A 20810-nucleotide genomic window follows, 5' to 3' on the forward strand; every position below is an offset into this window, starting at 1 on the left:
TCCAGGCGGCGAACGTATTGCGACCTATACTAGGGGGCTGGCTATCTGCCGCCCTTGTACCCTTCTCACTCAACGAAACGGACTATTGCTGTGCTCGCCGTGCACGACCTCGAAATCCGGGTGGGCGCCCGTGTGCTCATGTCGGACGTGTCGTTTCGGGTCGGTCCCGGCGACAAGGTCGGTCTCGTGGGACGCAACGGCGCCGGTAAGACGACGCTGACGAAGGTGCTCGCGGGCGATCTGCTGCCGGCCGCGGGGCGCGTGGATCGAAGCGGGGAGCTCGGCTACCTCCCGCAGGACCCGCGATCGGGAAACCCCGAGGATCTCGCGCGCACCCGCATCCTGGATGCCCGGGGGCTGGGGCAGCTTGCGATCGGGATGCACGAGGCGAGCCTGGCGATGGCCGACGACGACCCGGACGTGGCAGCACGGGCCATGCGCCGCTACGGCTCGCTGACCGAGCGGTTCGAAGCGCTCGGCGGATATGCCGCCGAGGCGGAGGCCGCCTCGATCGCCCACAATCTGGCGCTGCCCGATCGCATCCTCGACCAGCCGCTCAGCACCCTTTCGGGCGGTCAGCGTCGACGGATCGAGCTCGCCCGCATTCTGTTCTCCGATGCGCAGACGATGATCCTCGACGAGCCGACGAACCACTTGGATGCTGACAGTGTCGTCTGGCTCCGCGACTTCCTGGGTACCTACAAGGGCGGACTCATCGTCATCTCCCACGATGTCGAACTGGTCGGCGAAACCGTCAACCGCGTCTTCTACCTCGATGCGAACCGCCAGGTCATCGACATCTACAACATGACGTGGAAGAACTACCTCCGCCAGCGCGTCGCCGATGAGGAGCGCCGCAAGAAGGAGCGCGCCAACGCGGAGAAGAAGGCGACCGCCCTGCAGCAGCAGGCGGCAAAGTTCGGCGCGAAGGCAACGAAGGCGGCTGCCGCGCACCAGATGCTCGCTCGCGCCGAGAAGCTGCTGTCGGGGCTCGACGAGGTCCGACAAGACGACCGCGTCGCCAAGCTCCGGTTCCCGAAGCCGGCGGCATGCGGCAAGACACCGCTGATGGCATCCAACCTGTCGAAGTCGTACGGGTCGCTGGAGATCTTCACGGATGTCGACCTCGCCATCGACCGCGGATCGAAGGTGGTCGTGCTCGGCCTCAACGGCGCCGGCAAGACGACCCTGCTGCGGATCCTCGCGGGCGTCGACCGACCCGACACCGGACAGGTCGAGCCGGGGCACGGCCTGAAGATCGGCTACTACGCGCAGGAGCACGAGAACCTCGACGTCACGCGCTCGGTCCTGGACAACATGATGTCGGCAGCACCCGACATCACGGCGACCGAGGCCCGCAAGGTGCTCGGGTCGTTCCTGTTCACCGGCGATGACGTCCTCAAGCCCGCGGGCGTGCTCTCGGGTGGCGAGAAGACCCGTCTTTCGCTCGCCACGCTCGTCGTCTCCAGCGCCAACGTGCTTCTGCTCGACGAGCCGACGAACAACCTCGATCCGGCATCACGGGACGAGATCCTCGGCGCGCTCGCGCACTACGAGGGGGCGGTGGTGCTCGTCTCCCACGATGAGGGAGCCGTCGAAGCCCTCAATCCGGAGCGCGTGCTCATCCTGCCGGATGGCGTCGAAGACATCTGGGGTCGCGACTACATCGACCTCATCACGCTGGCCTGAACCCGGTTCCGAGAGGATCAGCTGGGGAGCCGGTCGAGGATCTCGTCCTCCTCGGCCATATCGCGGTCGACGCGACGCTGCGTGCGCAGCGGTCGCGGAGAATCCTCCGCGTCCTCGCGGCGGTGGTGGAGCTCGGTGCGGATGACGTACCCGATGAACAAGAACCCCATCACAGCGAACAGAATCCACTGAATCGCATACGACAGGTGCGGGCCGGGGTCTTCGGAGGGGGAGGCCAGCGCATTGGGCACCGACGCCGGGGCGGGTGTCTCGGAGACCATGATCCCGTACGCGCTCGTGATGACGGAGGGATCGCCCCCGAGAGCATCGGCGATCAGCGGAAGGTGGATCGTCGGCACTTGGCCCTCGGGCGCATCAGTGCGTCCCGAACGGGGGAGGGATTCGCCCGGGCGCAGACGGGCGGTGACTTCCACCGTGCCGCCTGGCGGCGCGGGAACGGCGCTGGGGGAGCTGTTCTCCGCCGGTGGGACCCACCCTCGATTGATGAGCAGAATGCGCCCATCCTGGGTCTGGAAGGGCACGAGAACTTCGAAGGCTGCAGTGCCGCCGTGGGGGCGGTTGCGCACCAGGACGGTGTCGTCGGTGAGATAGGTGCCCACCAGGTCGACCGGATGCCACTCGCTGTCGATCGGGAGATCACCCGTCATCGGCACGAGCTCGTTGAGCGGAGCCGGTTCGGCGTCGTAGTTCGCCGCGATCAACGCAAGCTGCCTCGACCGCTCGGTGTTGCGTTCGAACTGCCAGTTCGCGAGAAACCCACACGCGATCGCGAACAGGACTGCCACGCCGACATACGCCGTCCATCGCACCGCGGCGGGTGCCTGTCGGCGACTCACGATGGTTCCGTCGCGAAGGCGTCCACCGTGAGCGGGAAGGAGCGCGCCGCCAGGAACTCGCGGAGGTAGTCGACGTGGTCATCGCACGCGAGCCACGTCTTGCTGCGGTCACCGGTATGGATACGGGGATTGCGCCATCGGATGCTCCACCGCGCCGATTCCCGGCATCCGGCCCGTGAGCACGGCGCCTCAGCGGTCACGTGAGGGCTCCTGCGGGCTCTCGTCGATCCGAATGATCCGCGTGGCGGGCGCAGCGGCACGAGGGACGGGTTCCGCTCGGGGAGCCTCGATCATGCGCTCGGGCCCCAGGGCCGTCGGTGCGGTCATGTTCGCGCTGACGTTGGCGACGACGACGGCAAGGTAGGGCAGAAAGATCGCCATGGCGGCGAAGACCCAGGTGTACCAGCTGTAGGGCGTCACGAACAAGACGAGGGCGAAGCACACGAGACGGATGCCCATCATGATCAGGTACGTCGTCGAACGCTTGCCCGCGTCTTCCTTCGGCGCCCTCGGTAGCGACGTCGCCGGCTGCGGTCTGGTGGGAGTTTTCACGGTCCTTCCAGAGTACGCCGCACCGCCCCGACGGGATCCGTCGGGGCGGCCTTTGTGGCGTGCGTGTCAGGACGTGCGGACGGTCAACTCGCTGGCGTTCGCGAAGATCACGCCGAACCAGGCGATCAGGGCGATGACACCGATGATCGCGAGTCCGAGGGTGACCCAGCCGATGATGACGCCCGCGAGTCCGAGACCGCGACCGTTCTCGCCCGTGCGCTTGATCTGGCTGAGCGACATGTGGCCGGTGATGATGCCGACGATCTGACCGATGACCGGGATAACGAACACGCCCACGAGCGAGGAGACCAGCGACACGATCGCGAGGGTGTTCGTCTTCGGCCCCTGGGGGTATGCAGCGTACGCGGGAGCTGCGCTGTAGGCGGGCGGCGCGGCGGGAGTGCCGTAGGCGGGAGGTGCCGGGGGGACCGGCGGCGGGTAGGAGGCGGGTGCGCCCGGATCCGCGGCGGGCGGTGTCGGGGCCGCGTGTGCCGGCTGCTCGTCGGGGTTCGCGGGGGTGTTCGGGTCGCTCACGATTCGGCCTTTCTGACACGCATCCGCACGATGTTTCGTGCTGTCACCAGCGTTCCAGGAGCCCCATGGTGTGTCAACGTGGACGGTAGTCTGGGGCGGTCCCGCCCGATCGCGGGTCGCACCGACGACAGGAGATGCCGTATGTCCACCGATCACGTCGTTCTCGTCACCGGAGGCAACCGCGGTATCGGCCGCGCCATTGCCGAGCGGTTCGTCGCTGCGGGATACCGGGTCGCCGTGACCGCGCGATCCGGGGAGGGTCCGGAGGGCACGCTGACGGTACGGGCCGATGTGACGGATGCCGCGGCCGTCGACGCCGCCTTCACGGAGGTCGAACGTGAGCTCGGCCCCGTGACGATCGTCGTCGCGAACGCCGGGATCACGAAGGACACCCTGCTGCTGCGGATGACCGAGGACGACTTCGACGACGTGGTGGCCACAAACCTCGGTGGCGCCTTCCGCGTCGTCAAGCGCGCCGCCAAGGGCATGCTGCGCGCCAAGTGGGGTCGCGTCATCCTGATCTCCAGCGTCGTCGGCCTGTATGGCTCGCCCGGTCAGATCAACTACGCGTCTTCCAAGAGCGGGCTCGTCGGGTTCGCCCGGTCGCTCACTCGCGAGCTCGGCGGCCGCGCGATCACGGCGAATGTCGTGGCTCCGGGGTTCATTGAGACAGACATGACGGCCGAACTGCCGGAAGAGACGCAGGCTCAGTACAAGGCGACGATCCCCGCGGGGCGTTTCGCCACACCCGACGAGGTCGCGGGAGTGGTCACGTGGCTGGCGTCGGACGATGCCGCCTACATCTCGGGAGCCGTGATCCCGGTCGACGGCGGACTCGGCATGGGGCACTGACCCCTGTCAGTGCTCCCGAATCGCTGACACGATCCGGTCAGCGAGTTCGCGGGGGATCGAGAACTGGGGCCAGTGGCCCGAGGCGATCTCGACGATCGACAGCTGGTCGATGGCGACGAGTTCCGCCGCCCACGCCGGCTGGCTCTCGAGGTACCCGCTCATCTCATCGGCGCTGGCGGTGCCCATGAGGATCGTTGTCGGGATGCGGTGGCGCCGGGGGTCGCTCAGGGCGATCGGGTCGGTGGGCACGCGTGCGGGGACCGACAGCGCCTTTTGTGCAACCGTCGCGCGCACCGCGTCCGAAAGGTCGTGGATCTCGGTCTCCTCGAACGCGTCCCAGCCCGGGAACGGTACGACGCCGTCGACGACGGGGAACTCCCAGATGACTCCGCCCGGGAGAGGGGGAATGGTATCCACCAGAATCACCCGTGCGATGAGGTCGGGGCGCTGATCCGCGGCGCCCCACGCGACGTTGCCACCGCCGCTGTGGCCCACGACGACGACGGGTTCGCCGAGTCGGTCGATGACGGCAACGACGGCATCCACCCAGTCCGCGATGCCGACCTCGCTCGAGGCCTCGGCGGGTTCGCCGAGGCCGGGAAGTGTGACGGCGTGCGTGTCATGCCCCGCGGCGCGGAGTCGGGCGGCGACGTCGTCCCATGACGCTGCGTCGAGCCACAGACCGGGAACCAGGATGATGTTCATGGCGTCACGCTAGCTCAGGTCACCGACAGGGCGAGGTGGGGAGTCGCCCTGGACCGCGGAGTGCAGTCCCGCAGCCGCGGGGGATCAGCGAGGAAGAAGGGGAAGGATCTCTCGCAGATCCACCGGCTCCACGACCAGATTGGCCTGGTCGCGCACGGCGGGTTTCGCGTTGAACGCGACGCCGAGCCCGGCCACTCTCATCATGCGCAGGTCGTTGGCGCCGTCTCCGACGGCGATGGTTCGCGACAGCGGCAGGTCGAGCGACAGCGCCCATTCCTGGAGCGTGGCGGCCTTGCCGTCGGCGTCCACGATGTCGCCGTCGACGACGCCCGTGAGCGCACCGTCTGACGCGCCGAGGCGATTCGCGCGCCAGCGGTCCACTCCGAGCGGGGGTGCGATGTGGTCCAGCACTTCATGGAATCCGCCGGAGACGACGCCCACGACGCCGCCGCGGGCGTGCACTCCGCCGATGAACTCGGCCGCGCCGGTCGTCGGCTCCACGCGCGCCCGTACCCGCGTGAACGCCTCGAGCGGCACACCCTTCAGCGCCGACACCCGGCTGCGCAGGCTCTCCGCGAAGTCGACCTCGCCGCGCATCGCCGCTTCTGTGGCGGCGGCGACGTCGGCACCGCGTCCCGCCTCGTCGGCGATGAGCTCGATCACTTCGTTGCGCAGCAGCGTCGAGTCGGCGTCGAGGACCACAAGGAATCGGGCGGGCATCACCCGACTACGCTACCGGCCCCGTCCGGCTCACGATGTCCTCGTCAGCGTTCGACGACCACGCCCTTGCCCACGACGGTGATCCCCGAGTCGGTAACGGTGAAGCCGCGCTCCAGGTCGTGGGCACGGTCCACTCCGATCGTCGCACCGTCGGCGACGACGACGTTCTTGTCGAGGATCGCGCGGTGCACCCGCGCCCCCGGACCGACGCGGACATAGTCGAACAGCACCGCATCCGTGATCGTCGACCCTCCTGCCGCGAGCGTCCAGGGGCCGACGACGCTGCGCTCCAGGTGCGTGCCCGACAGCACCGAGCCGAGCGAGACGACCGAGTCGATCGCGGTGCCGATCCGGCCGACCGAGTCGCGCACGAACTTCGCCGGCGGAGAGTTGACGGTCTGCGAGTGGATCGGCCAGTCGGTGTTGTACAGGTTGAAGATCGGCAGCGTCGAGATGAGATCCATGTGGGCGTCGAAGAACGAGTCGATCGTTCCGACATCTCGCCAGTAGGACCGGTCGCGGTCCGTGGAACCGGGGACGTCATTGAGCTTCATGTCGTAGACGCTCGCTTCGCCGCGCCCCACGAAGTAGGGGACGATGTCACCGCCCATGTCGTGGTTCGAGGTGGGGATCTCCCCGTCGGCTTCGACCGCCTCGATCAGCGCATCCGTGTCGAAGATGTAGTTACCCATCGATGCGAGAACCTCGTGCGGTGCATCCGCGAGACCTGTCGGATTCTGCGGCTTCTCGAGAAACTCGCGAATCCGGGTCGATCCGGGCTCGACGTCGATGACCCCGAACTGGTTTGCGAGGGCGATGGGCTGACGGATGCCGGCAACGGTCGCACGTGCACCCGAAGCGATGTGGGCGTCGAGCATCTGCCGGAAGTCCATCCGGTACACGTGGTCGGCGCCGATCACGATGACGATGTCGGGCTGCTCGTCGATGATCAAGTTCATCGACTGCAAGATGGCGTCCGCCGACCCCGAGAACCACCGCTTGCCCAGCCGCTGCTGGGCAGGCACGGATGCCACGTACGAGCTGAGCATCGGCGACATCCGCCAGGTCTGCGAGATATGGCGGTCGAGGCTGTGGGACTTGTACTGCGTGAGAACGACGATCTGCCGCAGCCCCGAGTTGATGAGGTTGGAGATGGCGAAGTCGATCAACCGGTACTGGCCGCCGAACGGAACCGCGGGTTTGGCGCGGTCGGCAGTCAGCGGCATCAGCCGCTTGCCCTCTCCACCGGCGAGGACGATTCCGAAGACCTTCGGCGATGTAGCCATATGCCCACACTATGCCGCTCGGAGACCCCTGTACTAGCGTTCGACACATGCGCGTCGACATCGTCACCAAGGAATACCCGCCGGAGATCTATGGCGGCGCAGGAGTTCACGTTGCCGAGCTGGTCAAGGCCCTCCGAGGCCTTCCCGCACCCCACTCGCCGCGAGGCGAGCCGCTGACCGTCCAGGTGCGGGCTTTCGGGGCCGAGCGCGACGAGGCCGACACCCGCTCCTATGCGACTCCCGCAGAGCTGAGCGGCGCCAACGCCGCGATCCAGACGATGGGAACGGATCTGCTGATCGTGGACGACGTCGCCGGCGCCGACGTCGTGCATTCGCACACCTGGTATGCGAACTTCGCCGGGCACGTGTCCGGGCTCTTGCACGGGATCCCGCACGTGGTGACGGCGCACAGCCTCGAGCCGCTCCGGCCTTGGAAGGCCGAGCAGCTCGGAGGCGGGTACGCCGTCTCGAGCGAGATCGAACGCACCGCCTACCACGGTGCGGCCGCGATCGTCGCAGTCAGTGAGGGGATGCGTGCAGACATCCTGCGCAGCTACCCGGACCTCGACCCGGACAAGATCCGGGTGATCTACAACGGGATCGACACCGAGCAGTGGCATCCGACCGAGGACGCCCAGACGCTCTCGGCGCTCGGCATCGACCCGAGCCGTCCGTCGGTCGTGTTCGTGGGGCGCATCACCCGTCAGAAGGGCTTGCCCTACCTGCTGCGGGCAGCCGAGCGCCTGGATCCCGAGGTCCAACTGATCCTGTGCGCAGGTGCCCCTGACACGCCGGAGATCCTGGCCGAGGTCGAAGGCTTGGTCCGCGGTCTGCAGGAGACCCGCGACGGGGTCATCTGGATCGACCGCCACCTCAGTCGCCACGAGCTGTGCGTGGCTCTGACCGCGGCCACGACCTTCGTGTGTCCCTCCATCTACGAACCGCTCGGGATCGTCAACCTCGAAGCGATGGCCTGCGGTGCCGCCGTCGTGGGCACCGCGACCGGCGGGATTCCCGAGGTCGTCGCCGACGGCGTCACCGGGCGGCTCGTGCCGATCGAGCAGGTCGCCGACGGCACCGGAACGCCGCTTGATGCCGAGGCGTTCGTCGCCGATCTGGCGCGCGTGCTCAACGAGGTCGTCCGCGACCCGGCAGCCGCGCAGGCCTATGGTCGCGCCGGTCGCGAGCGCGCTGCGTCGGAGTTCAGCTGGCAGCGCATCGCTGAACAAACCGCCGCGCTCTACGCCGAGGTCACCGGCGCCGCCAGATAGGCTGGAACGCATGGCTCAGGTGCTCGAATTCTCCGACGTCGTCGTCCGCAGAAACGCCAGAGACATCATCGATCACCTGGACTGGACCGTCTCGGACGACGAGCGCTGGGTCGTCCTGGGGCCCAACGGCGCCGGTAAGACAACGCTCCTCGAACTGTCGGCCTCGCTCCTGCATCCGACGTCGGGCCGCGTGAGCATCCTGGGGGAGCGCGTCGGGCGGACCGATGTGTTCGAACTGCGCCCGCGCGTCGGTTTCGCCTCGACGTCGATGGCCCGTCGCATCCCCGCCGACGAGACGGTGCTGGATGTCGTGATGACCGCGGCCTACGCCGTGATGGGTCGTTGGCGCGAAGAGTACGACCAGGTCGACATCCGTCGTGCGATGCGCGTCCTCGCCGAGTGGCAGCTCGACGATCTCGCGACGCGCACCTTCGGCACGCTTTCCGACGGCGAGCAGAAGCGGGTCCAGATCGCCCGAGCGGTGATGACCGACCCCGAGCTGCTGCTCCTGGACGAGCCCACGGCGAGCCTGGACCTCGGTTCTCGCGAAGAGCTCCTGACGCTCCTCAGCGGTTACGCGGCGGAGCCGACGACTCCCGCCATGGTCATGGTGACCCATCACGTCGAAGAGATCCCCGCGGGCTTCACGCACGTGCTCCTGCTCCGCGAGGGCGGAGTCGTCGCATCCGGGCCGCTGCACGAGACGTTGACCGAAGATGCCCTGAGCACCGCTTTCGGGGTGCCGATCGCACTGCATCAGGGCGGCGGCCGCTTCGCCGCGCGCGCGAAGACGAACTGATCGGCATCCGTATCCGGACCTGGTAGACTCGTACTTTGGTGCCAACGCACCGAAGACTTTCTTTCCCCACCTCGGCAAGGAACCCCATGAAGACTGACATCCACCCCGACTACCAGGCGGTCGTGTTCCGTGACCTCGGTTCCGGCGAGACGTTCCTGACGCGTTCTACGGTCACCAGCGACAAGACGATCGAGCTCGACGGGGTCGAATACCCCGTGATCGACGTCGAGATCTCGTCTGCGTCGCACCCGTTCTACACCGGCAAGCAGCGCATCCTCGACTCGGCCGGTCGCGTCGAGAAGTTCAACCAGCGCTTCAAGAACTTCGGCAGCTCGAGCAAGTAAGCCCAGCCGCCGCACGAAGACCCCGCCTTCGGGTGGGGTCTTCGTCGTTCCGGCACACTCGGATGCGGGGCGCCGCGGAGGAGGCGGGGAAGGTCTCACTAGACTCGTCGGGTGCCTGCCCCGCATCCGTACGCCGCGCGCTTGGACGAGATCCCGGTGACTCGCCGCGACGTCCGCGTGCTCGGCGGCTCGACGGCGTTCTGGGACTACGGGCCTGTCGACGCGCCGGTGACGATCGTCGCCGTTCACGGGTTTCGTGGCGAGCATCACGGCCTCGAACCCGTCGTCGCCTACCTGCCGACAGTCCGTGTCATTTCGCCGGACCTGCCGGGTTTCGGTGAGACCCCGCCGATCTCCGGCCGGCGACACGATGTCGTGCTGTATGCCGAGTGGTTGACGGCGTTCGTCGCGCAGGTCGCTCCCGGGGCGGTCATCCTCGGACACTCGTTCGGCTCGATCGTCGCGGCAGCGGCCGTGGCCGCGGGCCTGGAGACGCCTCGTCTGATCCTCGTCAATCCGATCGGCGCGCCGGCTCTGGAAGGACCTCGCGGGATCCTGACGCGCCTCGCCGTCTTCTACTACTGGGCCGGGGCCCGGATGCCGAACAGGGCCGGAACCGCACTGCTACGCAACGGCGCCATTGTGCGTGTCATGAGCGTCTCGATGGCCAAGACGAAAGACCCCGCGCTCCGGCGGTTCATCCACGACCAGCACGACACCTACTTCTCGCGATTCGCGGATCGAGACGTGCTGCATGACGCGTTCGTCGCGTCGGTTTCACACGACGTCCGCGAGTTCGCCCCGAGCATCACACAGCCCACTCTGTTGATCGCTGCCGACCGCGACGACATCACGCCGATCGAGGCTGAGCGCGTCCTCGCGGGGCTGTTCCCCAGCGCCACGCTGGTCGAGATCGCCGGCGTCGGGCACCTGATCCACTACGAGACGCCGGAACCGGCGGCTGCGGCGATCAGGAGCTTTCTCGCGCTCGACGAGCCCGATACGCGATGACGTTCATGCGGTTGCCGCAGTTGCCGGTGTCGCAATAGCGCTTCGACCGGTTGCGCGAGAAGTCCACGAGGACGCCGTCGCAGTCATCTGCCTCACACACGAGGATGCGATCGTACTCATCCATCCGGATGACCTCGACGAACGCCATGGCGGTCTCCACGAGAATGCGGGTGGCCAGCGGCGCGTCGTCGTCTGAGGCGTGTACGTGCCAGTCGTAGTCGTCATGGATGACGAGCTGGGGCAGCGCCTCCCCGTCGCGAAGCATCGCGTTCACGAGCGGGACTGCTCCTTCACGATCCGTACCCCACAGCATCCGAAGCCGGGTGCGGATGCCGCGCACCGCCTCCCGCTCCTGTCGTGTCCGCGAGATCGTGCCGCTGTAGGGGTAGCGGGCGAGGAACTCGTCGTAGTCCTGCGCGGTCATCAAGGAGTCGTCTGCGTCCCCGAGCGGGAGGGTGTTGACGAGGTCGACCGCCGCGCGGAGCGCCATCTCGGTGTCATGGATAAAGACCATGTTGACTCCTGACATCGGGAGGGGATACTGTGTCGCTCGTGACCAGTGTGTCACGAGTGTCACCCCATTTCACTCCTGACAGGCTGCCCATGTCCGCTCCGACCGCTCCGCGACCCGTTCTCGCTGCTGCGCCACACCGCCACTCGTCCGTGGCAGGCCTTGCTATCGGCCTCCTGTCTGCGCTCAGCTTCGCATCGTCGGGCAGCTTCATGAAGCCCCTGATGGAGGCCGGCTGGAGTCTCGGTGCCACGCTGCTGTTACGGATGGGCGGAGCTGCGCTCATCCTCGCGCCGGTGCTGATCATCACCCTCCGCCGCCGCCCCGGATTCCTCGTCACGCACGGCCTGCTGATCGTGGCATTTGGACTGACGGGAGTCGCGGGCTGTCAGATCTTCTATTTCGCTGCGCTGCAACGGATGCCGGTCGCGATGGCTCTGCTCATCCAATACCTCGCTCCCGTCCTTCTCGTCGGCCTCGCCTGGGCGCGCACGCGGCGCGCACCCTCCCGCCGGATCCTCGTCGGTTCCGCCCTCGCGATCGTCGGCCTCATCCTCGTCGTGGACATCGCCGGCGCGAGCTTCGACCTGATCGGAACGCTTCTCGCGCTGGCGGCTGCGGCGTGTACCGCCGCCTACTTCCTCATCGCTGAGAAGACCGGGGACGACATTCCGCCGCTCGCTCTGGCATCGGGCGGCCTGATCACCGGTGCGCTGCTCATGGGCGTGCTCGTGGGGACCGGCATGTTCGCGTTCACAGCTCCCGCGGTCGATGTCGTGCTCGCCGGCATCAGTGTGCCCTGGTACGTGCCGATCGTGTGGGTGATCGTCGTCGCCACGGCCGGCGGATACGCATTCGGCGTCCGCGCGGGCTCCATGTTGGGCTCGCGGGTGGCGTCCTTCGTCGGGCTGACCGAGGTGTTGTTCGCCCTCCTGATCGCGTGGCTCGTGATCGCGGAGGTACCCACCGTGCTCCAGGCCGTCGGGGGAGCGATGATCCTGGCGGGCGTCGTTCTCGTTCGTTCGGATCCCGGCGAGGCAGCGCGTGAGGAGACGGCTAGCGCTCCTCTCGTGCCAGCTCCATGAGTGGGCCGACGCGGTAACCGATCACCTCTCCCATCACCAGTGATGTCTCGGTGCGCTCGACACCCTCGATGGCGAGGATGCGGGCATCCGTGTCGAACAGGTGTTGTGTGTCCCGACAGGCGACGCGCACCAGCAGATCGATCGTCCCGCTGAGCCCGTGAACCTGCACGATCTCGGGAATCTCGGTCAGTTCAGCGGTGATGCGGGGAAGCTCGGCCTGACGCACCGTGACGCTCAGGAACGCCTCGATCGGGAATCCGAGAGCGGTCGGAGAGATCGCCCGTTCGTACGACAGGAACACACCCGCCTTGTCGAGTCTGGACATACGGGCTTGCACCGTGTTGCGCGAGAGGCCGAGCCGATCCGAGAGGGCGACGACGGTTGCGCGGGGATCGGCGGCGAGCGCGGCCAGGAGCTCCAGGTCCACATGATCGAGAGTGGTCATATCGCGGAAGGCTACCATTCCGCGCAGCTCCGTATTGCTCATGTTGCTCACAATGTCATCACAACACTGAGCGTGCTGCGTAGTGGATTCGACGGAGCGCCTCGGTCTGCGCAGATCACAGGGACATCAGCGAGCCGGCATAGTCGACGAGCGCAAGTCCCTCGGGTGTGGAACGGAAGGTGTAATGGGAGCCGTTTGCGAGGCGCTCTTCACGGGCGGGCAGTCGCCCGCCGCTGACGTGATGGATCACCGAGCGGATGAAGGCGCCGTGAGTGACGACGAACACCCGGGCGAGGTCCGGCCGGAGCGCGAGAGCGTCGACCGTGACCGTCTCCAGCGCGGCGAACGCGCGAGCGTGCAACTGCTCACGCGACTCGGCACCGGGAACCTGCGCGGTGTACCAGTCGCCCCACAGGCGTGCGAAGTCGCTCACGGACTGCCCCTCGGCCTCGCCGTATCCACGCTCACGGAGACCGGGATAGGCGCGTGGGGCCTCGGCCTGCCATTCGTCGGCGATGATCTGCGCCGTCTCGCGTGCGCGCGACAGATCGCTGCTCACGATATACGCCGATGCGGCGTCGGGGAGGGTCTGTGACAACCGCCGCGCGGTCTGCCGGGCCTGCTCGCGGCCGGTGTCGTTGAGAGGGATGTCCGTGCTGCCCTGAATGAGGCGAGCGCGGTTCCAGTCCGTCTCTCCGTGGCGAATCAGTGTGAGGTGGGTCACCTCTCGAGACTACCGGCCAGCTCCCGTTGACCTGCCGGGGCGACAAGCCCCTCGAACAGTGCGGTGAGGACCTCTGAGGTGCCACCGTCGATCTTCACCGTGGCGCGAGCGTCGGCGCGTGTCTGGCCGCGATTGATGATCACGATCGGGATGCGCCGGCGCCGGGCCCGCTCGAGCAGCCGGATGCCGGAATTGACGACGAGAGACGAGCCCGCGATCACTAGTGCGTCGCTGCTGAGGACCAGTTGTTCGGCCTCGCGGAACTTCGTCGCGGGAATATACTCGCCGAAAAACACGACGTCGGGCTTCAGCATGCCCGCGCAGACCGAGCAATCCGGGACGACGAATCCCTCTGTCGTCTCCGGGGTGACATCGCCATCGGGGCCGAGGGGCAGTTCGTGCGTCGTGAGGAGCCAGGGGTTGTCGCCCTCAACCCGCGACGAGAGATCGCGACGGTCGAAGACCTGGCCGCAGCGTGTGCAGAAGACGCGCCGCATCGTGCCGTGCAACTCGACGACCCGACGGCTCCCGGCGCGCACGTGAAGACCGTCGACGTTCTGGGTGATGACCCCGGTGGCGACACCGTGCTCTTCGAGTGCGGCGATCGCGCGATGTCCGGCGTTCGGCTCCGCGGCGGCGAAGCTGCGCCAGCCGAGGTGCGAACCCACCCAGTACCGCCGACGTGCCGATTCGCTTCCGAGGAACTGCTCGACCGTCATGGGCGTGCGCGCGGGTGCGCCTTTGCCGCGGTAGTCGGGGATTCCGGAGTCGGTCGAGACGCCTGCACCGGTGAGGATCGTCATGGTGCGGCCGTCGAGCACGCGCAGCGCGTGGGCGAGGGCTTCGGGAACAGCGGTGGTGGTGCCGTCGATGAGCGACATCCCCGCCTCCTCTGCCTCGCCTTCTGGAGAGTCTAGAGACCGCGCTTTTCGGGGATGTTACGTGCAGCTGAGGTGGGGCCCTGCGGATGGGAGGATCGAAGGATGCATCGCGTCGACATCATCGACGCCGGCGATCCCCGGCTGGCCGACTATCGCGATCTGACCGATGTCGCGCTGCGCCGCAGGCTGGAACCCGCTGGCGGGCTCTACATCGCCGAATCATCGAAGGTGATTGCGCGTGCGCTGCGCGCGGGCCACCGTCCGCGGTCGGTCCTGACGCAGGAGAAGTGGCTCGACGACCTCGGCCCGCTGCTGGCCGCGCATCCGGATGTTCCGATCTACGTCGTCGAGGCCCGCGTGGCCGAGCAGCTCACCGGATTCGCGGTGCACCGCGGTGCGATGGCGGCGATGCATCGACCGGTGATGCCATCGCCGTCCGATCTCCTGCAGCACGCCAGTGTCGTCGTGGTCCTCGAGGACATCGTCGATCACACGAACGTCGGAGCGATCTTCCGCGCGTGCGCCGGCCTGGGCGCCGATGCCGTGCTCGTGTCGCCTCGGTGCGCGGATCCGCTCTACCGGCGAAGCGTCCGGGTGAGCATGGGGACGGTGTTCCAGGTGCCGTGGACCCGCCTCCCGGACTGGGGCGAGACCCGCCGGGTGCTCCACGACGCGGGATTCGTCCTCGCCGCCCTTGCGCTGAGCGACGACGCCGTGCCGCTGGAGGAGTTCTCGCCGCCCTCCCGCGTCGCGCTCATGCTCGGGGCCGAGGGCGATGGACTGACACCGCAGGCGCTGGCCGTCGCCGACACCGTGGTCACCATCCCGATGGCGGGCGGCGTGGACTCGCTCAACGTGGCGGCGGCGAGTGCGGTCGCGCTCTGGGCGCTCAGGCATCCTCGGTCGGGGGCATGACCGATTCGGTCGTGACGATGGGCAGGGGCTTCGGGCGCTTCGCGGTCACGTTGTCGCCCGAGGACTGGTGGCGGAGTCGGCGCAGAACCCAGGGCACCAGGTGGGTCCGCGCCCACACGAGGTCGTCGGCGCGCGCCTCGCGCCACGTGCGCGTCGGAAACGGGTCGGGCTGCATCGGCACCAGGTCGTTTGGAACATTCAGGGCCCGAAGCACCATCCGCGCGACCTCATGATGACCGAGGGAGTTCAGGTGTAGCCGGTCGTCATCGAAGAAGCGCGGATCCTGGATCTCCTTGAGAGACCACTGGTCGGCCACGATGCAGTCGTAGCGATCGGCGATGGCCCGCAGGTTCTCGTTGTAGATGGCGATCTTGCCGCGGAAGGCGCGGAACACGGGGGTGAAGTTGGTGTCGATGCCCGTGAAGATCACGACCGTGGCGCCGGCACTGCTGAGACGGACAACGGCATCCTCGAACACCTGAGCGATCTCGTCGGGATCGGTTCCGGGACGGATGACATCGTTGCCGCCCGCGCAGAACGTGATGAGGTCGGGGGAGAGGTCGAGTGCAGGCTCGACCTGCTCCGCAACGATCTGCGCGATCAGCTTGCCGCGCACCGCGAGGTTGGCGTACGCGAAGTCTTCGGTCTGGGCGCCGAGCACCTCTGCGACTCGATCTGCCCACCCGAGGTGCGACCCCGGGCGCCGGGGATCCGGGTCGCCGATGCCCTCCGTGAAGGAGTCACCGAGTGCGACGAACCTGCGCCAAGGATGGGGCTCGCTGTTGGCGACGAAAGGAGTGCGGTGTTCGTCAGTGACCGGCATGATCTGTCCTCCTGGTCGTCTATCGTAGTCGGGCGGTCGACGCGCGACCGTAGGTCGTCGGAGGGGGAGCGTGCACGAGACACCGCCGATCCCGGCATCCGATCAGCCCCGCGGCAGCTTCGCGGCCGAGCACCTGTCGCCGTCCTACCCGCAGCGCGCGCCCTGGGGGACGGCAGGGCGTCTGCGCGCGTGGCAGGCTGAGGCGCTCGACCGGTACTTCGCGATGGATGGCCCGGACGGCCCTGGCGGGGGGCCCCGTGACTTTCTGGCCGCAGCGACCCCCGGCGCGGGCAAGACGACGTTCGCGCTGCGGTTGGCTACCGAGCTGCTGCGGCGCGCCGTCGTCGATCGCGTCGTGGTGGTCGCGCCCACCGAGCACCTCAAGACCCAGTGGGCCGATGCTGCGGCGCGAGTATCGCTGCGCCTTGACCCCCGGTTCAGCAACCGCCACACCCGCCCTGCGCGGCACTATCACGGGGTGGCGGTGACTTATGCGCAGGTTGCGACGAAGGCATCCGTGCATCAACAGGTGACCGAGTCAGCACGCACCCTGGTGATCCTGGACGAAGTGCATCACGGGGGCGACGCCCTGAGCTGGGGAGATGCACTGCGCGAGGCCTTCGGGCGCGCGACGCGGCGGCTGCTGTTGTCGGGGACGCCTTTCCGCAGCGACACCGCGCCTATTCCATTCGTGGAATACCATCCGACCGCCGAGGGGATCCGGGTCTCACGCACCGACTACGACTACGGGTATCGGCGCGCGCTCGAAGACGGCGTCGTCCGACCGGTGCTCTTCCTGGTCTACGCCGGGCACATGCGTTGGCGGACCCGCACCGGCGACGAGATGGAAGCTCAGCTCGGACAGGACAACACGAAGGACATCACTGCGCAGGCGTGGCGGACCGCGCTGGACCCGAGCGGCGACTGGATCCCCGCCGTCCTGCGTTCTGCCGATCGGAGACTCACCGAGGTCCGGGAGCACATTCCGGATGCCGGGGGTCTCGTGATCGCCACCGATCAGACTGCCGCGCGGGCCTATGCGCAGATCCTCGCAGCGGTGACGGGCGAGGACCCGACGGTGGTCCTCTCCGACGAGCCCGAGGCATCCGCGCGCATCGAGGCCTTCGCCGCGGACACCAGCAGGTGGATGGTCGCTGTGCGCATGGTGTCCGAGGGCGTCGATGTGCCGCGGCTGTCGGTCGGGGTGTATGCGACGTCGGCGTCGACGCCGCTGTTCTTCGCCCAGGCGATCGGCCGGTTCGTACGTGCCCGCCGCCGGGGGGAGACGGCGAGCATCTTCCTGCCGAACGTCCCGCCGCTGCTCGCGCTGGCGGGGGAGCTCGAGCGTCAGCGCGATCACGCCCTCGACCGCCCCTCGGACGAGGACGGCGAATGGTCGGCCGAAGACGACATGATGGCTGCGGCCGAGCGAGAGGATGCCGCATCCGATGCGTTGACCGATGAATTCGAGTTCGCGGCGCTCGGGGCTGTGGCGCACTTCGACCGCGTGCTCTTCGACGGCAAGGAGTTCGGTCAGCTCGCAACGCCGGGCACCCCCGAGGAGGAGGAGTTTCTCGGCCTCCCCGGCTTGCTCGAGCCCGAGCACGTGCATGACCTGTTGATGCAGCGACAGGCGAGGCAGAGTCGGCATCGCCACGCGCGGGAGGCGAAGGAGCGACAGGAGGGTGGATCGGAGGGATCGCATCCGTCGCCGCCGCCGGCTCTGCACCGGACTCTGAAGGAGCAGCGACAGCTCCTGAACAGTCTCGTCGGCCTGTACGCGCGACAGTCAGGGGAGCAGCACGGGCACGTTCACGCCGAGCTACGCCGAATCTGCGACGGTCCCGCGGTCTCGCACGCGACGGTCGCGCAGCTGCAGGCGCGCATCGACGTCCTTCGCGCGCGGGTGAGGTCGTGACCGGCAGCTATCGCTTCCGGCGCACCTGGACAGCGCCCCTGCCCGCGTTGTGTCACCGGGGGAGCGAGCGCTGCTCCCCGATACGCTGACGATCAGTCGAGAGAGGACATCCGTTGACCGCTGAGCCGACCGCCTCGGACCGCCGTCTATGGGCGCAATACCTGGTGGACGAGCGCGCGGAGGCTCGCGTCTACCGCGAACTCGCCGCTCGGCGGGAGGGCGAAGTGAGGGCGATTCTCGAGGCGCTCGCAGACGCCGAGCGCCGGCACGAGTCGCACTGGCTGCAGCTACTCGGCGGCGAGCCGGATGCCCTGCCACGTCCCCGACTGTCCACTCGCGCACTGGCCTGGATGGCCCGCCACTTCGGATCGATCTTCGTGCTCGCCCTCGCGCAGAACGCCGAAGCGCGTTCGCCCTACGACAGTGAGCCCTACGCGACGCCGCAGATGGCGGCGGACGAGAAGATCCACCATGAGGTCGTCCGCGGGCTTGCTGCGCGAGGGCGGCGGCGACTCTCGGGAACCTTCCGAGCTGCAGTGTTCGGCGCAAACGACGGCCTCGTCTCGAACCTCGCGCTGGTCATGGGCATCGGCGCCACCGGTGTCGCCCCGCAGTTCGTGCTCTTCAGCGGCATCGCCGGTCTGCTCGCGGGCGCACTGTCTATGGGCGCGGGCGAGTTCGTCTCGGTGCGGTCGCAGCGCGAACTGCTGGCGGCGACGCAACCGAACGATTACGCAGATGACGTGCTGTCCTTTCTCGATCTCGACGCCAATGAACTCGCGTTGGTGTACCGGGCGCGCGGGATGCCCGAGGCCGAAGCGCTTGCCGCGGCGCGCGCGGTCATCGGTGACGCACAGGCCTCCGGTCCGGGAGCCCTCGGGCGGCGAGGGATCACGGTGGGCGGCGATGACGATGTCGTCGGCAGCGCCTGGGGTGCCGCGCTGTCGAGCTTTCTGTTCTTCGCCTCCGGCGCGATCATTCCCGTCCTGCCGTGGATCGTGGGGCTGTCCGGAGTCGCGGCGATCGTCACGGCGCTCGTGCTCGTGGGCCTTGCCCTCCTGACCACGGGCGCCATGGTGGGGCTGCTCTCCGGTGCTCCCCCTCTGAAACGAGCGCTGCGGCAGCTGGCGATCGGCTTCGGCGCCGCGGCCGTGACGTATGTGCTGGGCCTTCTGTTCGGGGTGACGCTCGGCTGATCTCGGGCACCGCAGGCCGCTCGATGGGAGCCCGGTCGGGGAATAGTGGTCGTTCGGGTGCGGTTGCCGTGTGGCATGAGCGAGTCTTCTGTTGCTGCCCCGGTCAAGGTCGATGTCTGGTCCGATGTGCAGTGTCCGTGGTGCTACATCGGAAAGCGCCGGTTCGAGAGGGCAGTTGCTGCCTCGGGAGTGCCGGTCGAGATCGAGTACCACTCATTCGAGCTGGCACCGGACACGCCCGTGGACTACGACGGGTCTCCGGTGCAGTACCTGTCGGAGCGGAAGGGCATCTCCCCGCAGCAGGCCGCGCAGATGGTTGAGCGGGTGACGACGCTTGCAGCCGGCGAGGGGCTCGCGTACGACTACGACCACATCCATCAGACGAACACGATCAAGGCCCACGAGCTCCTCCACTACGCGAAGGCGCGCGGTGTGCAGGAGGCGATGAAGGAGGCGCTCCTCAAGGCGTACTTCGTCGACGGTGGCCATGTCGGCCGGATCCCCGACCTCGCCGAGCTGGCCGCGACGGTGGGATTGGACCGCGATGACGTCGCCAGGGCACTGGAGGCGGGGGAGTACACCGCAGCAGTGAAAGCGGATGTCGCGCAGGCCGCCGCGTACGGCATCCAGGGTGTTCCGTTCTACGTCTTCGACGGAAAGTACGGCGTGTCCGGGGCGCAGGAGAGCGACACGTTCGCGCAGGTCCTTGCCCAGGTGGCGGCAGAGCGGACGCCGGCGTGAGCGGTTCGCCCCTGGATGCGCCGGGGAGCGCGCAGCCGTTCACAATGCTCGGCGATGCCGGCGTGGTCTGTGACGGCGACACGTGCATCGTTCCGGGCCTCGCGGACGACGCCGAAGGGACCGACGCGGTCTCGTAGCTCGTACCACATCCTCCGACGTTGTGCGAGGGGATGGGGGCATCGGTCCTGCGGCGCGATGCTCGGTCTCGCAGGATGCAGTCCACTCGTTCTCGGGAGCGAGGCTGCCCGCGTGGGTGTCTCCTGAGAGCGAGCGGCCCAGAGCCGGAAGACCAGAAGGGAGCGACCCTGTGTCTACTGCACGAGACATCATGGCCAGCGGCGCGCGAATCGACTGCGGGCAGGGGCCGTGCGGGGCAAGAAGATCGTCGGGGCCGGGGTTTCGCGTTCGCCTCGTGGGTCTGATCGCCGCGATGGTTGCGATCCTTGTGGCGGCACCAGGATGCGGCTTCATCGGCGACCTCGGGCACGAACGATTCCCCGCAAACCCTGACATCTATCGATTCTCGGCCGGTGACGGCGTCAACGTGGAGGGCGTCGGCCCTCTTGCGGTGCGCAACGTCCTGGTGGTTGCGAACGAGGCGGGGAGCGAAGGCAGTCTCGTCGCCGCCGTGGTCAACAACACTGACGAGGACCACATCCTCACCATCGCTGTGGGTGGTTCCGACCGGACCGCGCTCACGCTCCGCATCCCGGCCGAGTCCGTCGTGAGTTTCGGAGATGACCCGTGGCTCGAGGATCCGCCCGTGTTGGAGGATCTTGGAGCGATCCCTGGGTCGATGGTGGAGATCTACTTCCAGGCCGGTCGATCCGAAGGAGTCGTCGAGGAGGTTCCCGTGCTGAGTGGATGTCTGGCGTACCTCGACGGTCTCGAACCCGGTAGCGCCCGAGACTCCGAGGAGTGTCCGGTCGGCGACGAGGTGCAGCCGGTGCC

Annotated in this window: 25 protein-coding genes; 13 read left to right on the forward strand and 12 right to left on the reverse strand. The window is 67.8% G+C overall.

Annotation, left to right across the window (positions count from 1 at the left end):
- The first annotated feature begins 90 nt into the window (after nucleotides 1-90).
- Nucleotides 91-1689, forward strand: a complete 1599-nt coding sequence (locus tag ACSGC5_RS13285; RefSeq protein ID WP_434971078.1) for an ABC-F family ATP-binding cassette domain-containing protein — start codon at nucleotides 91-93, stop codon at nucleotides 1687-1689.
- Nucleotides 1690-1706: 17 nt separating this feature from the next.
- On the opposite strand, the gene ACSGC5_RS13290 is transcribed toward ACSGC5_RS13285, so the two are convergent.
- The 4 genes from ACSGC5_RS13290 to ACSGC5_RS13305 all read right to left on the reverse strand — a co-directional run bounded on the left by ACSGC5_RS13290 (nucleotide 1707) and on the right by ACSGC5_RS13305 (nucleotide 3632).
- Complete coding sequence (locus tag ACSGC5_RS13290; RefSeq protein WP_434971079.1) at nucleotides 1707-2546, reverse strand: SURF1 family cytochrome oxidase biogenesis protein; 840 nt, start codon at nucleotides 2544-2546, stop codon at nucleotides 1707-1709.
- On the reverse strand, nucleotides 2543-2746 hold the full coding sequence (locus ACSGC5_RS13295; RefSeq protein ID WP_434971080.1) for a hypothetical protein: 204 nt from the start codon (nucleotides 2744-2746) through the stop codon (nucleotides 2543-2545). The genes ACSGC5_RS13290 and ACSGC5_RS13295 overlap by 4 nt, the downstream gene beginning before the upstream one ends.
- On the reverse strand, nucleotides 2736-3098 hold the full coding sequence (locus tag ACSGC5_RS13300; protein ID WP_434971081.1) for a DUF3099 domain-containing protein: 363 nt from the start codon (nucleotides 3096-3098) through the stop codon (nucleotides 2736-2738). Before ACSGC5_RS13300 ends, ACSGC5_RS13295 begins: the two co-directional genes overlap by 11 nt.
- 66 nt (nucleotides 3099-3164) lie before the next feature.
- Complete coding sequence (locus tag ACSGC5_RS13305) at nucleotides 3165-3632, reverse strand: DUF4190 domain-containing protein (RefSeq protein WP_434971082.1); 468 nt, start codon at nucleotides 3630-3632, stop codon at nucleotides 3165-3167.
- A 141-nt stretch (nucleotides 3633-3773) separates the two neighbouring features.
- Between ACSGC5_RS13305 and fabG the strand changes: the two genes are divergently transcribed.
- Complete coding sequence (gene fabG / locus ACSGC5_RS13310) at nucleotides 3774-4484, forward strand: 3-oxoacyl-ACP reductase FabG (RefSeq protein ID WP_434971083.1); 711 nt, start codon at nucleotides 3774-3776, stop codon at nucleotides 4482-4484.
- Between the two features lie 6 nt (nucleotides 4485-4490).
- Here the strand turns inward: fabG and ACSGC5_RS13315 are convergent, their stop codons facing one another.
- The 3 genes from ACSGC5_RS13315 to ACSGC5_RS13325 all read right to left on the reverse strand — a co-directional run bounded on the left by ACSGC5_RS13315 (nucleotide 4491) and on the right by ACSGC5_RS13325 (nucleotide 7195).
- Entirely contained in the window at nucleotides 4491-5189 is a 699-nt protein-coding gene (locus tag ACSGC5_RS13315; RefSeq protein ID WP_434971084.1) for an alpha/beta fold hydrolase, read from the reverse strand.
- A gap of 84 nt (nucleotides 5190-5273) precedes the next feature.
- On the reverse strand, nucleotides 5274-5909 hold the full coding sequence (serB, locus tag ACSGC5_RS13320; RefSeq protein ID WP_434971103.1) for a phosphoserine phosphatase SerB: 636 nt from the start codon (nucleotides 5907-5909) through the stop codon (nucleotides 5274-5276).
- Nucleotides 5910-5953: 44 nt separating this feature from the next.
- Nucleotides 5954-7195, reverse strand: a complete 1242-nt coding sequence (locus ACSGC5_RS13325) for a glucose-1-phosphate adenylyltransferase (RefSeq protein ID WP_434971085.1) — start codon at nucleotides 7193-7195, stop codon at nucleotides 5954-5956.
- 47 nt (nucleotides 7196-7242) lie between these two features.
- On the opposite strand from ACSGC5_RS13325, the gene glgA reads away from it, so the two are divergent.
- The 4 genes from glgA to ACSGC5_RS13345 all read left to right on the forward strand — a co-directional run bounded on the left by glgA (nucleotide 7243) and on the right by ACSGC5_RS13345 (nucleotide 10620).
- Nucleotides 7243-8466: a glycogen synthase gene (glgA, locus tag ACSGC5_RS13330; protein WP_434971086.1), complete on the forward strand. Its 1224-nt coding sequence runs from the start codon at nucleotides 7243-7245 to the stop codon at nucleotides 8464-8466.
- A gap of 10 nt (nucleotides 8467-8476) precedes the next feature.
- A complete protein-coding gene (locus tag ACSGC5_RS13335) occupies nucleotides 8477-9265 on the forward strand; it encodes an ABC transporter ATP-binding protein (protein ID WP_434971087.1) in 789 nt (262 codons plus the stop codon).
- Between the two features lie 86 nt (nucleotides 9266-9351).
- On the forward strand, nucleotides 9352-9609 hold the full coding sequence (locus ACSGC5_RS13340) for a type B 50S ribosomal protein L31 (RefSeq protein ID WP_434971088.1): 258 nt from the start codon (nucleotides 9352-9354) through the stop codon (nucleotides 9607-9609).
- A gap of 111 nt (nucleotides 9610-9720) precedes the next feature.
- A complete protein-coding gene (locus tag ACSGC5_RS13345) occupies nucleotides 9721-10620 on the forward strand; it encodes an alpha/beta fold hydrolase (RefSeq protein ID WP_434971089.1) in 900 nt (299 codons plus the stop codon).
- Here ACSGC5_RS13345 and ACSGC5_RS13350 read toward each other — a convergent pair.
- A complete protein-coding gene (locus tag ACSGC5_RS13350) occupies nucleotides 10580-11134 on the reverse strand; it encodes a CGNR zinc finger domain-containing protein (protein WP_434971090.1) in 555 nt (184 codons plus the stop codon). The genes ACSGC5_RS13345 and ACSGC5_RS13350 overlap by 41 nt on opposite strands.
- A gap of 89 nt (nucleotides 11135-11223) precedes the next feature.
- On the opposite strand from ACSGC5_RS13350, the gene ACSGC5_RS13355 reads away from it, so the two are divergent.
- Nucleotides 11224-12216: an EamA family transporter gene (locus ACSGC5_RS13355; protein WP_434971091.1), complete on the forward strand. Its 993-nt coding sequence runs from the start codon at nucleotides 11224-11226 to the stop codon at nucleotides 12214-12216.
- Here the strand turns inward: ACSGC5_RS13355 and ACSGC5_RS13360 are convergent.
- The 3 genes from ACSGC5_RS13360 to ACSGC5_RS13370 all read right to left on the reverse strand — a co-directional run bounded on the left by ACSGC5_RS13360 (nucleotide 12188) and on the right by ACSGC5_RS13370 (nucleotide 14266).
- Nucleotides 12188-12661 carry an Lrp/AsnC family transcriptional regulator gene (locus tag ACSGC5_RS13360; protein WP_434971092.1) on the reverse strand — a complete coding sequence of 158 codons (474 nt, stop codon included), beginning with the start codon at nucleotides 12659-12661 and terminating at the stop codon, nucleotides 12188-12190. The two genes, ACSGC5_RS13355 and ACSGC5_RS13360, sit on opposite strands and share 29 nt — an antisense overlap.
- A gap of 115 nt (nucleotides 12662-12776) precedes the next feature.
- Complete coding sequence (locus ACSGC5_RS13365; protein WP_434971093.1) at nucleotides 12777-13385, reverse strand: histidine phosphatase family protein; 609 nt, start codon at nucleotides 13383-13385, stop codon at nucleotides 12777-12779.
- Complete coding sequence (locus tag ACSGC5_RS13370) at nucleotides 13382-14266, reverse strand: Sir2 family NAD-dependent protein deacetylase (protein ID WP_434971094.1); 885 nt, start codon at nucleotides 14264-14266, stop codon at nucleotides 13382-13384. Before ACSGC5_RS13370 ends, ACSGC5_RS13365 begins: the two co-directional genes overlap by 4 nt.
- 102 nt (nucleotides 14267-14368) lie before the next feature.
- On the opposite strand from ACSGC5_RS13370, the gene ACSGC5_RS13375 reads away from it, so the two are divergent.
- Complete coding sequence (locus ACSGC5_RS13375) at nucleotides 14369-15181, forward strand: TrmH family RNA methyltransferase (RefSeq protein WP_434971095.1); 813 nt, start codon at nucleotides 14369-14371, stop codon at nucleotides 15179-15181.
- Here the strand turns inward: ACSGC5_RS13375 and ACSGC5_RS13380 are convergent.
- Nucleotides 15156-16004 carry an SGNH/GDSL hydrolase family protein gene (locus ACSGC5_RS13380; protein WP_434971096.1) on the reverse strand — a complete coding sequence of 283 codons (849 nt, stop codon included), beginning with the start codon at nucleotides 16002-16004 and terminating at the stop codon, nucleotides 15156-15158. The two genes, ACSGC5_RS13375 and ACSGC5_RS13380, sit on opposite strands and share 26 nt — an antisense overlap.
- Before the next feature lie 70 nt (nucleotides 16005-16074).
- On the opposite strand from ACSGC5_RS13380, the gene ACSGC5_RS13385 reads away from it, so the two are divergent.
- The 5 genes from ACSGC5_RS13385 to ACSGC5_RS13405 all read left to right on the forward strand — a co-directional run.
- Nucleotides 16075-17922: a DEAD/DEAH box helicase gene (locus ACSGC5_RS13385; RefSeq protein WP_434971097.1), complete on the forward strand. Its 1848-nt coding sequence runs from the start codon at nucleotides 16075-16077 to the stop codon at nucleotides 17920-17922.
- A gap of 113 nt (nucleotides 17923-18035) precedes the next feature.
- The gene (locus ACSGC5_RS13390; RefSeq protein ID WP_434971098.1) at nucleotides 18036-19118 is read left to right on the forward strand and encodes a VIT1/CCC1 transporter family protein; all 1083 of its coding nucleotides are present in this window, start codon (nucleotides 18036-18038) and stop codon (nucleotides 19116-19118) included.
- 75 nt (nucleotides 19119-19193) lie between these two features.
- The gene (locus ACSGC5_RS13395; RefSeq protein ID WP_434971099.1) at nucleotides 19194-19859 is read left to right on the forward strand and encodes a DsbA family oxidoreductase; all 666 of its coding nucleotides are present in this window, start codon (nucleotides 19194-19196) and stop codon (nucleotides 19857-19859) included.
- Nucleotides 19856-19996 (forward strand): hypothetical protein, encoded by a 141-nt coding sequence (locus ACSGC5_RS13400; protein WP_434971100.1) that lies wholly within the window; start codon nucleotides 19856-19858, stop codon nucleotides 19994-19996. Before ACSGC5_RS13395 ends, ACSGC5_RS13400 begins: the two co-directional genes overlap by 4 nt.
- Nucleotides 19997-20271: 275 nt before the next feature.
- Nucleotides 20272-20810, forward strand: a 539-nt coding sequence (locus ACSGC5_RS13405) for a hypothetical protein (protein ID WP_434971101.1), incomplete at its 3' end; no start/stop codon positions are given.

It is taken from the genome of Microbacterium sp. bgisy207 (assembly GCF_965345035.1).
In the GTDB taxonomy this organism is placed as follows: Bacteria; Actinomycetota; Actinomycetes; order Actinomycetales; family Microbacteriaceae; genus Microbacterium.